Origin of the sequence: Salegentibacter sp. BLCTC, from assembly GCF_015143665.1 — a bacterium.
In the GTDB taxonomy this organism is placed as follows: Bacteria; Bacteroidota; Bacteroidia; order Flavobacteriales; family Flavobacteriaceae; genus Salegentibacter; species Salegentibacter maritimus.
In genome coordinates this window covers 42493-59769 of sequence record NZ_WYEW01000008.1, presented here as the reverse complement: position 1 = coordinate 59769, position 17277 = coordinate 42493, and the positions used below count along the sequence as shown (strand labels likewise).

Below are 17277 nucleotides of genomic sequence, written 5' to 3'. Positions count from 1 at the left end.
ACTTTGGAATTAATAAAGAAATACTTTCCCAATTTAACCGATGACCAGTATGCTAAATTTGCGCATTTAGAGGCCTTGTATAAAGACTGGAATCTTAAAATTAACGTGGTTTCGCGTAAAGATATTGACGAAATTTATTTAAGGCATGTGTTACACTCGCTGGGCATAGCAAAAATTTTAAAGTTTAAGCCGGGGGCAGAAATTTTAGATGTTGGAACCGGTGGTGGCTTTCCGGGAATTCCACTGGCTATTCTATTTCCTGAAACTAATTTTCACCTTGTAGATTCTATAGGGAAAAAGATAAAAGTAGTAAACGAAGTGGTAGAAGGTTTACAACTTATCAATGTAAAAACTACTAACTCCAGAGTAGAAGAGATTCCCGGTACCTTCGATTTTATTGTTAGCAGGGCGGTAGCTGCCATGCCTACTTTTGTGCATTGGACCAAAGGGAAAATAGCTAAGAAAAGTAATCACGAACTTAAAAATGGCATTCTTTATCTTAAAGGTGGAGATCTTAGCGTAGAACTTCGTGATTATCCGAAAGCTGAAATACACGAATTACGAGATTATTTTGAAGAGGAATTCTTTCATACAAAAAAAGTGGTGTATTTACCTTTGAAGTATAAACCCTAGAATTAGCTCTCAGCTCTCGGTTTTCAGTTCCTGGTAATTCTGAGTTTAATTTAGACTTCCTGGTGCCATGAATACACATATTTTATAGGCACTTCCAAAGGATGTAATACCTCGAGGTAGTTTACTTGTGATTAGTGGATTCGTGGCAGTTTTTTTGGATTCTAATAATCAATAAAGAAGTAATTTAAAAAAAATGTGAATGGTAGGCCGAAACACGTGGCGATCTAGATTCTGACATTTATTGTTCTCAGTTCTTGATTTGTCATCGCGAGGACGAAGTACTTGCGATCTGTTGTTGGCTCTGTTGTGTTGCCTACTGAAATTGGGACTACCAACTCGGTTTTTGTTTATCGCTGCTTGTTTGTTTGTTGTTTTTGTTGAAAAAATTTTAAACCAAAACTCACAATTGAAATCCCACAACTGATAACTCACATCCTGCAACCGAGAACTACCAAATCAATCTTTTCTAATTATTACTTTTTTAGCATAATCTCCAGCATCGGTATAAACTTTTACGATGTAAACGCCCGAGCTTAAGGATTTTTTCTGTAGAATATGAATTTCCTTAATGTCTGGTATACCAAAGTGTTGGTCTACTAATTGACCTCCAATATTATAAATATTGATGTGTTCAATTTTATGAAGTTCGGGATTGCTAATTACAAATTCTCTATTGGCTAAAGAGTAATAGTAATCGATAGGTCCCTGGCCCGGCTCTTTATCTTCCAGCATTGAATTTGGATCTTGAAAAACGATTTCATACCTGCTATTATATTCTCCTGCGGGTAAACTCGCTTTATATTCTGCCTTTTGTAAATCGTGATAAGAACTATCACTATTATCGCGTAGATAAATATCAATGATATCGGGCATATTTTCCAAGTCCCCAAGTTCTATACTAAATTCCTTTTCTTCAGCAAGAGTAATCCCAATAGGTAGTTTTTGATCCAGGTTAAAATTGGGAACGCCCTGAATAACAAATTTGCTATCTTTTATAAGCCAGTACATGTCTTCAGGAATGTTGTCATTTAAAAGTGCATCGTAGCCTAAATCAAACCCGTTTGTAGTATAATTATCGGCAGTAACCAAAATCTCTCTTTGATAACCAAGTGGGGAAGAAAAGTTCAACCTTATTTTATATCGTGAATCTTTAGTTATTTCGGTTTTTTGCCCCTTGGTAAGCTCGTTCGGTTTTAAGAATTGGGAATTGTTTGGGTTAACTTCGGAAGCAAAAGCTCTTTGACCGTTATTGAAGTTAATATCTCCTCCGCTTATGCTTAAACCAGGCGCCAGACCCGGGTCTAAAACTGTATTCACGAAAAATCCCTGAGCTACCGGAATAAATGGCCCCGGTTTTTTAGTTCCTTTAGAACCATCGTTATTAATACGCTCATCTATAGAAGTTGCCGATTGTACTGCACCCGATAGATTTATAGTAGCATATCCTCCTACATATTCCCTTAAAATATGTGTTTTACCGCCAAAATGATCCCAAAAATATAGCGCCCCGTTAAAAATATTTTTGGTGTTTGTAGCGCCATTTACATCGTGCTTTGATAAATTATCCAGTATGAATTTTTTAACCTCTATCGCCGATGGATAAGGATTTCCTAAAAGATAATTTTGATCATTGGCAATGTTCAACGCATTCGTTAGAGGTCCGTTATTTGGAAAACCTTTAAAAGTGTAATTCTGAAGGTCCTGTATGTTGGCATTACCCGAGGTTCCCTTCATGGTATAGCCTTCTCCCGGCAATAAAGTACCATCCTTTCCTATATATTTCCATTCACTATATTGATTGGCATCGCCTCTAAATTTATACAGCCAACGACCACTAATTTTTCTTGGAACGCTATAATTTCCATCGGCATAAGTAACATGTCCGGGAGGTCCTATATCAAGATTTTTTGGAGATGCCTTATCGGTGCCGTCGTGCATAACAGAGGCGATGGTATAAGACTGGTTTCCTGTATTGGAAACAACAGGTGAGCTCCAATAATTATAATTATAGCTGCTCGCGGTTCCTTGCTGGTCACGGGTAAGATACCCCGAACCGGTAAGGATACTGCCTTCGGTTTGTACTAGCTGGGATTCTCCGTTAAGGTCTATATGCCCATTTAGTTCCAGATAATGGGTGATACGTAATTCGTTCCCTGAAGCGTTATTTTCTCCTTGCATTTTTAACTGAGTGGCAGGCTCAGAGAACAATCCTAATAGCTTAATATCTTTATTGTTGGAATTTAAATCATTGTTTTGAACTGCGATATTCCAGTTTATTTCTGTTTCGTTATCAATTCCGATATCGTTAGGGAAAGTCCAATGTTTGGTAGCGTTTGGATCCCAGGAATTTCGGGTATGCCAGTTTCCTGATGCTTCAGATACATAAGGAAGAGGGGCAGAGGTTTGTTGGGAAGTGGTAATGTTTTTTAATTCTCCCGGAAAACCTATGTCAGACCCATCATTGTAGGGGTAAAGGTTTCCACAGTTTACTTTGTCCATTCTATAATACCCAATTAAATCTACCCAATTAAGATTTTTTATATTAAATGGAAGCACCTCACCGGCCACGGCTGCTCCGTTATTTTCGATATGCTGATTCATCATTTCCCGTAATTGATTTGGTGTTAAAGCAACATTCCAAATTCTAAATTCTTCCATCCATCCATGAAAGTGATTTGTGGGTACGTTAAATTCAGACTGATCTACAGCACCTAGCAAGGCTTTGTTGAGGTTTGCATCGGGAGATCCACCGGCGGTAGATTTTATAAGAACCCCATCAACGTAAAGCTTATATTCTCCAGAAGAGGAGTGGGTAACAGCGATATGATACCACCTATTAGCTTGAACTTTATGAGGTGAAGAGTTTATAGTTCCGCTGTTATTCCAGTTAAAAGATACTTCTCCATCGTGAATTGAAAGATCATAACCTTTATTATCAGCGTAGTTTGCATCTCTTTTTGAAAAGATTGTTTGAATTCCGCTGGTAGATTCTGGTTTAACCCAAACTTCTATACTGAATGCTTTTTTGTTGGTACCGTTGGATAAGTGATAATTGTCTTTGCTAAAATCTATATAATCATTAATTCCATCAAAGTTAATTTGATTACATTCTTTGATTTCTACTGTAATAGAATCTGAGCAGCCATCTACCGTCCAGGTTAAATTATAGGTTCCTTCGTTTCCGGTAAAAGTGGCATTGGGGTCGTTAATATCAGAAAAGGATTCCGATACACAATTGTTGGTGCCACTAAGCCTGGTCCAGGTCCAGGTGCCTATTTCGCCAGTACCTGGGTCATCACAGTTTATACAGTTGGTGGGTTTTGAAGGATATGCTCCTTTTTCATTATTTTCAGTTGCTGTAAGTGTATTGTCATAAGCATTGAGTTGCACTGTATTTTGGCCGCATTCATCATTGGATAATATAATATCTTCTCCAGCATAGGAATAAGAAACAAGAATATTTATTAAATCTGTTCCCTCTTCGTTATAAGTTCTACAACCATTAATTAAAGCCGTTCCTCCATATTCGTGTTGCCCCGGCACGGCAGGAGTGAAAGCAATAGGTACTTCAGTACGGCCTACTACAATAGGATCTTCGTTGGGGTCTCCAATACCATCGGTCCATTCCAACTCAGTGTCTACAAAAACCTCTTCGTTAACAATTATATTATCCATGGCCCAAACACTCTTATCGCTTGTTCCGGTAAATTTCCATCTAATTCTTACATTGTTTTCTCCAATGTAGTCTTCAAGAGAGATAGAGGTGTTGTCTGTGCTAAAATTATAATTGTTCGCGTCAGATCCGGCATAGGATTCGGCAGTCCCTGCTGTAAACCATTTTTTAATTCCCGTGCCCGGTGAGTGCATTATCTGAAGCGTGGAATAAGTACTTCCCCCATCAGTTGAAATTTCAATTACTGCGTTGTCTCCATCGGCAAAATAAAAGGCCTGATCAAAATCTAAGCTTGCCGATACCGCATTAGATAAATCTAAAATAGGGCTTTCTAAGGTTGTGGGGTCATTTCCTTTATATTGGCTGTCACTAAAGTCTCCCTGGGCTATCGCAAATTTACCATCGCCTCCATCGTAAGTGATATCACCAAATTCATGATCATTGGTACCCGACCAGTTTCTAGGTTTTTTTGAGTTACCACCGGCGGTAAAACCTCCGGGGTTTCCATCTGTGAGCCATGAATTAGGATCCTGAGTATTTAGCTGTCCCTGATTAAAATCTCCCGGTGCTTCATTGGGTAATGCCGGTTGTGTAGCAGTATAATTACTTTTAGCAAGAAGATTTACTTCGTCTCCCAGGCAATATTTGTTATTAGTTTCCGGTTCTAAATTTTCAACTGTAGGGGCATCTCCTACGGGTAAAGTTCTTATGTAAAAACTATTGGAATATTCGGCGCAGGTTCCTGTTTGAATAAGTACCCTGTAATAAGTTGAGACCAGTTCACCTTCTGCAAAGTTTGCTGTATGTGAGTTGCCAGTATTATTTATAATTTCCCAAATACCTTTATTAACCGAAAATTTCTCCCAATGTATAATGTTGCCTTTTTCGCCTGTTAAGTCTAATTCAACAGAAATAGCTTCGCCACATGCCGAAATATCAATTTGTTCCTGAAAAACAGAAGATTCAAAAGTGCCTTTTAATGTTCCACCATCTACATCTAAAGGTTTAAGCTCAATTTCCTGAATTTGTATTGATTTATTCCCTTTGCTATCAATAAACTCCCACTCAATGGTGTTAGTTCCAGTAAAGGAGTAAGGAAATTCAAAATTTTCACTTAAGTTTCCGGAGATAGTACCTTCACAGGCATCTGTAGCGGTTGGTATGTCTAATTCATCGATGCTGGTGATCTGGCATCCACTTATAATTTTTTTGGGTAGGGAGCCTGAATCGGGAACAGGAGCTATAGTATTATTAATTATAACATTTTGTTCGATTGGGCCAATTTCATTACCTGCAGCATCTTTAAAATACCAGTAAATTGTCTCTGAGGCATCAAATGTAAGATTGGTGAGACCTGTTGTTCCGGTGATTGTTCCGTCGCAATTGTCGGATGTAGTAGGAGGCGTTACCGTTAGGGGGCATTCACTAACTAAATCGGGCAAAGTGGGGATTGTTGGGTCTGTCGTATCGTTAACAGTAATTTCCTGTGTTACATTGATGGAATTCCCGGCATCATCGGTTACGCTATAGGTTCTTATGATAATTTCAGGATTGCTATTGCCATCGCTAACATCAGATACAAAAGCGACAGTTGGGTTAGCAGTACAATTATCTGCTTCATCGGTGACCACTGTGATATCTTCTGTTGGTACATCTGCAATACATTGGACATTTAACGGAGCGAGATTACTGGCTGTTGGGTCTGTAGTATCGTTAACAGTAATTTCCTGTGTTACATTGATAGAGTTCCCGGCATCATCGGTTACGCTATAGGTTCTAGTGATGATTTCAGGATTGCTATTTCCATCACTGGCATCAGATACAAAAGCGACAGTTGGATTGGCAGTACAATTATCTGCTTCATCGGTAACCACCGTAATGTCCGGCTCAGGTACATCCGCAATACACTGCACATTTAATGGTGCAGGGTTACTGGCTGTTGGGTCTGTCGTATCGTTAACAGTAATTTCCTGTGTTACATTGATGGAGTTCCCGGCATCATCGGTTACGCTATAGGTTCTAGTGATGATTTCAGGATTGCTATTTCCATCACTGGAATCAGATACAAAAGCGACAGTTGGATTGGCAGTACAATTATCTGCTTCATCGGTGACCACCGTAATGTCCGGCTCAGGTACATCCGCAATACACTGTATATTTAGCGGGGCGGGATTACTGGCTGTTGGGTCTGTCGTATCGTTAACAGTAATTTCCTGTGTTACATTGATAGAATTCCCGGCATCATCGGTAACGCTATAGGTTCTAGTGATGATTTCAGGATTGCTATTGCCATCACTGGCATCAGATACAAAAGCGACAGTTGGATTGGCAGTACAATTATCTGCTTCATCGGTGACCACCGTAATGTCCGGCTCAGGTACATCCGCAATACATTGGACATTTAACGGAGCGGGATTACTGGCTGTTGGGTCTGTAGTATCGTTAACAGTAATTTCCTGTGTTACATTGATAGAGTTCCCGGCATCATCTGTTACGCTATAGGTTCTAATGATGATTTCGGGATTGCTATTTCCATCGCTAACATCAGATACAAAAGCGACAGTTGGATTGGCAGTACAATTATCTGCTTCATCGGTGACCACTGTGATATCGACAGTAGGGATATCGGCTGTACACTGAACGTTTACCGGAGCAGGATTGCTTGCTGTGGGATTTTCATTATCATTAAAAGTTAGCGTAAAAACTTCAGTAATTTCAAGATTATTATTATCACTTAAGTTAAGTGTGTAATCGCCTGGTGCAAGGTTGCTAATTTGATTTGTTGAACCAGTAAAACCATTTGGTCCAGTCCAGGAATAATTGTAGGGAGAAGCACCACCGGAAGCATTCGCCTCCAAATCACCATCGTTTGTGTCGTTACAGCTTGCTGGAGTTTCTGTTATGGTAACGCTTAATTCTTCATTTAACAAAAACCCAATAAAATAGGAGTAGTTGCGGTCATTGTTATGGGCATAGGGTTTTTCCGGCCCAAAACTAAAATTCGCCAAAGCAGTATTTTCGGAAAGTAGGAACAATCCGAAAATTAAAACTGCTAAAAAAAACCGGGGAGTAATTTTACCCATAGGCAACTAATTGTTACAAGAGGTAAAATTACACATAAAAAATCTACTTTAACAAGAATTTAAGCAAAAAAATATTATTTAAGAGTCTAAAAACCAGTTAAAAGGAGGTTTTTTTTAACCTGATAAATGGCAATGTAAGAAATTACTTTCTTATTCCATGATAAACTTCTTATTCCTATTTCCATTTTCGGTAACCAGCTTTACAATATAGATACTTGAATGCATAGGTTTGATGGTAATGGTGTGCTGTTTTTGATTAGGTATATTCTTAAAATCTTGAATAAGTCTTCCGCCCAGATCAAATAATAGTACTTCAGAAATATCAATAAGATCGGGATTGTAAATTTTGAGTTCCCTTGTATTATGGTTGTAACCAAAATCAAGGTTAGTTGTAATAGAAGGATTACTTGGGTTTTCCGAATCTTCTTTGCCTTTAAAAATTATTTCGAGCCTATCCTTAAATATTCCAGGTGTTGAACTTGCCAGGTAAGCGCCTGTTCTAAGATCGTGAATGCTGTCGCTTAGCTTATCTTTTAGGAATACCGATTGTGAGTCGGGATAATTTTCCAATTCACCAATTTCAATACTAAACTCACCTTCTTTTTTTATTTTAAGGCCTAATGGTAATACCTGGTCAATATTGAAGTTAGGTACTGCCTGAATAACAAATTCATTGTCTTGAATAAGCCAGTACATATCTTCTGGAATATCATCTATTAAGAGCGCATCGTAACCCAGGTCAAAACCATTGGTGGTATTTGCATCGGCGGTAACCAAAACCTGTCTTTGATAGCCAAGAGGCGAAAGGAAGTTTAGTCTAATTTTGTACCTCGTATCTTTTTTGGTTAGTTTATTTTTCTCTTTAGTAGGATAAATAGGTTTAAGAAATTGCGAATCTTTCGGATCTATTTCAGTAACAAAAGCTCTTTGCCCATTATTATAGTTAATAGTACCTCCACTTATAGTTATACCATTGGCAATTGCTGGATCTAATACCGTATTGATAAAGAATCCCTGGCCAACCGGAACAAATTGCCCGGGTTTCTTATTTCCTACCGAACCATCGTTATTAATACGTTCATCTACTGAAGAAGCCGATTGTACCGCTCCTGAAAGATTAATGGTAGCATAACCCCCAATATATTCTCTTAAAATATGGGTGTTTTCGTCACCAAAGTGGTCCCAGAAATAGAGGGCGCCATTGAAAATATTTTTAGTATTGGTGGCATTTGGCACAACATTCTTATCTAAATTATCTAAAATAAATTGTTTTGCATCCAGAGCCGACGGGTATGGATTTCCAATTAAGCGATTTTGATTCGCTCCAATACTTACACCGCCTACAGGCCCATTATTAGGAAGTCCCCTAAAGATATAATTTTGGGGTGTTGAAAGCGATACTGCCCCTGAAGTGCCTTTCATGGTAAATCCATCTCCTGCATTAAGCTGGCCATTTTCGCCTATCCATTGCCATTCAGCATAAATATTGGCGGTGCCAAAAAATTTAAAAAGCCAATAGGCACTAATTCGCTTTGGGCCGGCAGCATAATTATAGTTATCGGCATAAGTATGATCGTAAGCAAAGGATATATTCTGCGCATTGTTGGAATCGGTGCCATCTTTTAGAATAGCTTTAATGGATCCGCCGCTATTAGAAGCTCCTGCACTAACAGGAAAACTCCAGTAGTTATAGTTATAGCTGTTGGCGGTACCCTGTTGATCGCGTTCCAGATAGCCCGAACTGCCTGCATCTACAATACTACCAATATCCTGAACTAATTGGGATTCTCCGGTAAGATCTATAATACCGTCTAATTTTAAATAATGACTTACTCTTATATATTGTCCCGAATTGGTTTCATCATGTGGGCCTGAGGGATTAAAAATGTCTAAGGTTCCCACTTCTGATTTTAAACCTAATACAGTAATGTCTTTATTTCCCGAATCAATATCATGTGAGGTTCTAACAATGTTCCAGTTAATTGAATTTCCATTTATACCGGTACTGTTTGGTGCATCCCAAACATCAAAATGAGTCCAGGTGTTATCTGTGCCCCAGGTTTGGCCATCAACCCTTGAAGTATAGGGTAGAGGAGCGGTGTTTTCCTGTAAAGTCTCCATATCAACCAGCCTACCGGGCACTGAATTATTAGCAAGATCAACCGTAGTTCCATCGGTTAATAAAACTGGATCGGCGAGAAGCTGATAATAGCCTGCAAGATTGGTGTAGCTTAATCCGCCGGGAACATTCATAGGAATTTCCACGCCCATTTGTGTGCCATTATTGTAGAGGCGTTGGTTCATCATAAACCTTATTTGATCTATACTTAGGCTAGTGTTCCAGAGACGTACTTCTTCAATCCAACCTTCAAAGTGATTTTCTGCAGCTCCATTATTCCACCTTGCTCCAATCAATGTTCTTGCACCACTACTACCAGGGTTAAAATTACCGATGTCAATTCCATCTATATAAAGCCTGTTATTCGCTACAGCAATATGGTACCATCGCGTATTGGGCATAATCCCTGCCGGTAGATCTTCCATATTAATTTCAAAATTGGGCCCGCTTAAAATAGTACCCTGTAAACTTTGAGGGCGAATCCAGGCTTCCAGGCTGTAATTTCCGGTATAGGTTTCCCCTAAATCCACATAATCATCAAGTCCGTCAAAATCCAGGGCTATGCAAGGTTCAAAGGCAACTTCCAGGGGTTCATAAATGGGTAAACAATTTTGGTTTTCAATTAAGTTTCCATTTTCATCGGTTTCGGTGGGTTCTAAAATCCAGCTGAAGGTGTAATTTTCAGTACTTTGGGAATTTGAGGTGAAAATTGCATTAGGGTTGTTTACAGGGTTGCTCGTGTTATTCGCATCGACATTATAAAATTCGAAATTTTCATCCGGCCCTTCCACCTTCCATTTACCAATATAACCGTCTTTAGTGGGATAAGATGTAATGATACCCTGGGTAATACTGCTAACCGCAGCAGTTAACTGTGCCGAATATGACCCGCAATTGCCGGTTTCGACAGTAACGCTGGTTGTGTATTGGTCGAACACAAAAACCTTAATTTCTTCATCGTTTCTGGCTGTTGGGCACGAACCCCCTGTATACTCTAATGTAGTAGTTATTACAGAAACATTCCATCCAATTTCGGTAGGGGTCCATTGTTCTGAAAAATTTGTTCCAATCACTACCGGAGTTTCAGGATTGGTAGTGTCTTCCCATATAACACCTACATCCTGTGGGCCATCCGGCAATATGATATTGTCTACCGCCCAAACATCTCCATCTCTAGCCCCTGTAAACCTAAACATAATTCTTAGGTTATTTTGACCAATATAATTACCTAAATCAATTTCTATTTTGTTTTCAGGTCGGCTAATAGGAGTACCAGAAGCAAAATCGGTATAATTTCCGCTTGAAGGATCGTTGTTGTTGCTGTATAACTGTGTATAACTGCCTGCAGCTCCACCATTGGTAGAAATCAATACTTCAATGGAAGCCCCGGGGGTAAGATTATAAGCCTGGTCAAAAGTTAGAATACCGGAATCCATCCCATCTAAAGCAAAAACATTGGTTTCCAATGTAGAACTATTATTCCCGGACACAATAGCAAAACCTTTATTTTGGTCTGTTAGTCCGTGATCAAATAATTGTAAGGAGGTATTGTAAGGAGAAGTTAGGTTGGCGGTAATAAATTCCCGGGGTGTAACTCTTTTCCATACATTTGGTCTTACATTACTGGCACTGGTTTCAAAATTTTCTTCTATTCCATTGGTGTTTATAACCCTCCAACCATGTTGATCTATAGATGCATTATCGAAATTGCCGCTATCATTTACACCATCTCCAGATTGATAGCCGGAATCTGCAGTTAAGGTGACTTCGTCTCCTAAGCAGATAAGGTTTTCGCTAACACTTACCGGAGCCGGTTCTATATTTGATGAAATAACACTTAAAATAGCAGTTTGGCTGTTTACCGGGTCGTTGCAAGCGCCATTTATAATTTCTGCCTGAAAAATTAAGGTTTCGTTGCTCAATAAACTTCCTATAATAGCAGCAGGCAGGCTTGTGCCGGTCTCCCCGGCTATGGTTTTAAAAGATCCCTGTGCGGTTCTGTATTTCCAGGCTACAACTTCGCCTGTATGGCCTGAAAGAATAAGGTCTTCTACAAAGTCTGGATTTTGACAGGTTGTATATAATCGGTCATACCCCCTAAAATTCAATTCACCTCCAACAGGATATTCATCTACCTGAATATTAACGCTTTCTGAAATGTCTTCGTCACAAACACCATTCTTCACCACCGCTCTAAATGATGTGCTGAGACTAAGATTTTCATAAGTATAACTTGTTGATATTTCAGAAGCTTCCTGGTCTATTGTTTGCCAGGTAACTTCGTTATCTTCAGAATACTCCCAGCGAACAACCTCTCCTGTTATTCCGGTAACCGAAATTTCGCCTGAATTATTGCCTGTACATACGCTCGTGGCTCCCGAAATTGTACCGGCATTGGAGGGCTGGTCTACATTGATAGTAATTTCAGCTTCGGTAGCGCAATTTCCGGTTCCTGTGCCTATTACCTTATAGGTAGTTGAAATTTCCGGATTTATGGTAATAGAAGCAGTATTACCAATCTCTTCATTAGCTTCATTGAGCCAAATATATGTGTTAGCTCCAGTTGCGGATAAGTTTACAGGCTCGCTTGCACAGACTATAGTGTCTGAAGTGCTTATGCTAACTTCTGGTAACTCGTGAATAATAACCGTAATTTCTACTTTATCACTCTCACAGGCATCAAGGCTTTGTGAAACGTAGTAAAGATAAGTTCCAGGGGTTGTAGTCGCAGGAGTGGGCGCTGCTGCCAACGCATTATTACCTTTATCATACCAATTTAAAATTGCTCCATTGGTAGAACTGGCTTCTAAGGCATTTGCTGTTGCGCCTTCACAATATTCCAACAGTGCCGTAGTTTCAGGAGTTAAAGGTTTCTCTTTAATGTTTACACTAACTGCTACCCGTTCACTTTCACATACATCGGGGGTTTGGGTTACCCAGTAAATAGTTTCTCCGGGCGTATTGGTATTAGGTACTGGAGGGGCGGCAAAAGCATCATTACCACTTTCTGATGCATACCAGGTAAGCTTGCTGCCATTAACTACCGTTAGTACGGGTGCGTCTTCAAATTGACAATATTCAAAATCCTGAACTGTTGGTGGTTCAGGGATCTCATTAAGGCGTAATTGAAATGGGTTAGAAACTGCGGTAGCACAGGTAAATTCTGAAGGACCCTGAATTTCTACAAAATAATCGCCATTGTATGCGGTAGTAACATTGATAATTTCCAGTATGCCGGTGTAGGTGCCGTTTTGTTCTGAGATTGTAATACTAATATTGGGATCCGATTCATTTACCGGTGTATTTCCTTTATACCAGGTGAATGTTAATGGAGCGCCATTGGCACTGGCGATAAATTGCATATTAGCTTCTGAAAAACCATCACCACAAATTGGAACTTCAGAAACAGGTTCCTGAATAAAAATGTCTTCATCTACATTTATGCTAACTGTGTTGGAAGTTACAGTTGAACAGGATGTAGCTCCTGTTACTACCACGTAATATTCTCCTGCATGAACAGAGGTGGTATTGCTAAAGCTTAAGGTGGCTGATGTTGCTCCACTTACTGGCGTACCGTCCTGGTACCATTGATATTGCAGGTTATCTCCGGTAGCAGTTACGCTAAGTTCACTTGGTTGCGTGCTACATACACCAACATTAAAAGGTTGAGACGTGATTTCGGGTTTTTTAGCTATTACAATATCAAGGCTTTCCTGTACTTGTTCACAAGAATTTGCAGCCGCAATTGTATAGGTTACGGTATGAGGTCCGGGTTTGCTGGCTGCAGGATTTATCGTTCCATTACTATCTATAGCCAGGCCAGTGGTACCGGAAAAAGTTCCATTTTGATATTCGCCAGGTGTTTCTGTAAAAACTACCGCTTGATCCTGAGTTTCAGAATTACAAAGCGCAGCATTGTCGTAATTAAAGTTGGCATAAGGTACTTCTGTGATATTTACAGTAGTATTGAAATTTACTGCTTCGCAACCGGCTTTTGCGGCAATAAGGTATTCAACAATATATTCTCCGGGCTGGCTTTGGCTGGGATCAATGGCTCCGGTTTGGGAATTTATGGAGAGCCCGGTAGAATTTGTCGAGAAAGTCCCACCTTGATAATTTCCAAGCATATTATTGAAAATCACTTCTTTTATCTCGGTTTCCGATGTGCAAAAAGGACCATTGTAGCTTATTTCGGTGTAGGGTAATGCTGTAATTGTGAGCGTGGTTTCAGTAGAAACAGGTAAGCAACCATTCACAGCATTGGTCTCATAGCTAATGGTGTAGGTGCCGGGAGTACTGTTTTGTGGATTAACGGCTCCCGAAGTGGGATTAATGTCTAAACCTGCCTGAGAAGTATAGGTTCCTCCTAAACTATTACTGTTTCCGGTTAATACAACTTCAATAGGAGTTGTTTGTGAATTACAAAATTCGGTTGCCGCATAAGTAATTGTAGGGTTAGGTACTTCTGTTATGGTTATTTCAGTAGAGTATTCGTAGGTATTACAACCACCACCGGCCGGTGTAGTATAGGTAATTGTATAAGTGCCCGGATCGCTGTTAGATGGGGTAATCGTTCCGGTTCCTGCATCTATTTGCAGTCCTGTTCCTGCTGAAAAAGTTCCATTTTCATAATTTCCAGTGCCGCTTAAAGTTACCGGTTTATTTGCTGTATCAGAAGTGCAAAAAGCGTTGTTTTCGTAGCTTAAACTTGCCGTTGGTACTGCTGTTATGCTTATATTAGTAGATAACTCAAGGCTTTCGCAACCAAGTGAAGCCGGAATTGTATAAGTAACCACATAATCGCCGGGATTGCTACTGCCGGGATCTATCGCTCCGGTAGTTGCATTAATAATCAAGCCGGATGGTGAGGCCGAAAAGCTTCCGTTCGCTGTTGCGCCAACCTCATTTTCTAGTGTTACCTGTTTAGATTCAGTATCGTCTTCACAAAATGAAGTTTGAGGGTAAACCAGTTCGGCATAGGGAACCGGGTTAACAACTATTTCGTGTGTTCCTGAAAGTGATTTTTCACATAAAGGTTCTTCCAGGTATTGCGCGCTTATTAATTGAAACGTAGTAGAAGAAGTTAAATTGTTCGTAATTATACTGGCTTCTCCGCTTGCGTCGAGATCTATAGTTTTTGAAGTTCCGTTTTCGGTATAAGTAATTCGGGTGCCGGGTGTTCCTGTTAGGCTAATTTGTGTACTGGTGTTTTCGCAAATATCCTGACCTGTGGTAGTAAAAGAAGCCTGGGGGTCTTCCCTAAAAAATATAGTCATTTCGTCTTCACCTGCATTACATGCACCACCCGGCTTCTCGGTAGTTACACTAATGCTAACCTGCCCGTTGCTTATATCGGCAGCAGTAGGAGTGTACTCAATTTTAAAGTTATCTACTTTTCCCGTTGGCGGGGTAATTAGCGCCCCCGAAGAAGTCTCAATCCTATCTATTTTTAATTTAGCGTTTTTAGAACCGAAGGCTACATAGGCATCAATAGTGACTGTGTTATTTAGACTGCATAAAACCATATCTTCGCCAAGATCGGTAATTACATATTCGTCGATGGCTATTCCTGTAATTGTTTCACTCGCGCTTGCTCCGCAAATATTTAAAGCTTGTACCGAAACGCTTTCGTTTGCACTATAATTTGCATTCGCGGTAATATTTACAGTAATATTTGTAGTTCCCGTTCCGTTTATAATTTCCCAACCATTGGGTAAGGTCCAAAGATATTCACTGGCATTGCTCACCGAAGGAATAGAGAATTCTACATTGTTTAATGGTGGGCATATTGCTGTACTTGGTAAAGAAGATGTTATAGCTAAAGGTTTTGTAGGTGCAGCAGTTACAGATTGTACATATTTTGAAATAATTGAACTTTCGCCACAATTATTAGTGGCAAAAACTTCTATGTTTCCTGAAGTTTCCGAAGCATTTACTTGAATAGTATTGGTGTTTGCTCCCGAAGTAACACTCCATCCTGAGGGTAATGACCATTCATAAGAGGTAGCGTGATTGATTATAGGAATGTTGTATTCTAATTGTGTGCTACTGGAACAAACCACTTCGGGACCGTTTATTACTGCAGATCCTATTTCGGGAGCCGGTTCATCTATATTAAGGTTTAGTGTGCTTGCAGAGCCTTGTCCGCAGGAGTTTTCCGGTATTACGCTAACATTACCGTTTTGTCCATAATTACCGGCATTTACGGTTATACTATTGCCTGTTTGGTCTCCAATAAAACTCCATCCCGAGGGAATACTCCAGGTGTATGCTTCTGCTTCAGGAAGTTGTGTGACAGATAGTTCTATTTGATCTCCCGGACAAATTACATTGTTGGAATTTGAATAAGTAATGTTAATGGGGCCTACGCTGGTTGGAGCAGCATTTTTTACTTCTACCGCAAGATTTTGTGTGCCGCTTGTGCCACAGGAGTTTCTGGCGGCTACTGTAATATTTCCATTCCCGGTAGTTCCTGTTGTAATGCTAATTTGTGGTGAAGTAGTTATTTGTTCAGAAATATTCCAGCCGGTCGGAAAGTTCCATACATATTCGGTTGCATCATTAATAGCGGTAATACTGTAAGTTTCTGAGGTATTGGGACAAACTGAAGTGTTGCCACTAATAATTCCCGGGTGGCCAGGGGTGCCAGGTTTAACCGATACTGCCAGATTTTGTGTACTACTGGTGCCACATGAGTTCCTGGCAGCTACCGTAATATTGCCAGTTCCCGAATTTCCTGTGGTAATGCTTGTTTCTGGCGTTGTAGTTATCTGCTCCGGAATATTCCAGCCGGTCGGAAAGTTCCATACATATTCGGTTGCATCATTAACAGCTGCAATACTGTATGTTTCCGATGTATTGGGGCATACGGTGCTATTGCCGCTAATAGCAGCAGGTTGCCCGGGGGTACCCGGTTCAACGTTAACCGTAATACTTTGTTCGGTATTGCCGCATTCTCCTATTGCAATTACTTTTATGGTTCCGGTGTTCGTTCCTGTGGTAAGAGTAATAGAGGTGCTTGAACTGGAACCGCTCCAGCCACCGGGTAATTCCCATTGATAGGAAATAGCATTATTTACAGGATTAATTCTATAAGTTTCAGAAACACCGGGGCAAACAAGGTTTTCTCCGGTTATCGTGCCGGGCGTATCTGGTGAGGCCAGTTTTTCGGAAATAGTAATTTGATTACTGAAAAAATCTGCCGTACAGGGATTACTGGAAGTGACAAATAACTGAACCTGATCTCCCGCGCTCAATACTGCGCCAAAACTTGCGCTATTGCCCGCACTGGAATTATTTACCCGCCAATCGTAAACAGGATTGGTTCCGGCTTCGGTAATACTCACGATGCTAAAATTTATAGCTTCACCAGGGCAAACGGGATTTGCATCCGCCTTAATAGTTACACTGCCTTCCCTGGTACTATTCACTGTCATTTCAATAGGCTGGGTTATTATTTCGCAATTTGCATCATCGGTGGAGGTAACTATAAGTCTCACCTCGTCGTTATCTTGAAGTGTAGAGGTGCTAAAGCTTGCCTGGCCAGTCCCAACATTAGTTTGGTTAATTTGCCACTGATATATTAATCCGGTACCTCCGGTTACAGAGGAGTTAAAAGTAACCTGGGTGTTTTCGCAAATAGTTCTACCTTCGGCTACACTTATACTAACCGAACCAGGGCATGCCTGCGAAAATCCATTTTCCGAAAAGAAAAAAATAGAAAATATTAGCAATAAATAAGAAAGTAGTTTTCCTCCCATAATAGTAAT

3 protein-coding genes are annotated in these 17277 nt (G+C 40.0%); 1 reads left to right on the top strand and 2 read right to left on the bottom strand.

The features are described 5' to 3' along the window. Positions 1 to 3 precede the first annotated feature (3 nt). Positions 4 to 633, top strand: a complete 630-nt coding sequence (rsmG, locus tag GUB10_RS11250) for a 16S rRNA (guanine(527)-N(7))-methyltransferase RsmG (protein ID WP_193711554.1) — start codon at positions 4 to 6, stop codon at positions 631 to 633. Positions 634 to 1089: 456 nt separating this feature from the next. Here rsmG and GUB10_RS11245 read toward each other — a convergent pair whose 3' ends face one another. Next, complete coding sequence (locus tag GUB10_RS11245) at positions 1090 to 7389, bottom strand: LamG-like jellyroll fold domain-containing protein (protein ID WP_193711553.1); 6300 nt, start codon at positions 7387 to 7389, stop codon at positions 1090 to 1092. A gap of 150 nt (positions 7390 to 7539) precedes the next feature. Beyond that, positions 7540 to 17268, bottom strand: coding sequence for a T9SS type A sorting domain-containing protein (locus GUB10_RS11240; RefSeq protein WP_193711552.1), 9729 nt, complete (start codon positions 17266 to 17268; stop codon positions 7540 to 7542). Between the last annotated feature and the right edge of the window lie 9 nt (positions 17269 to 17277).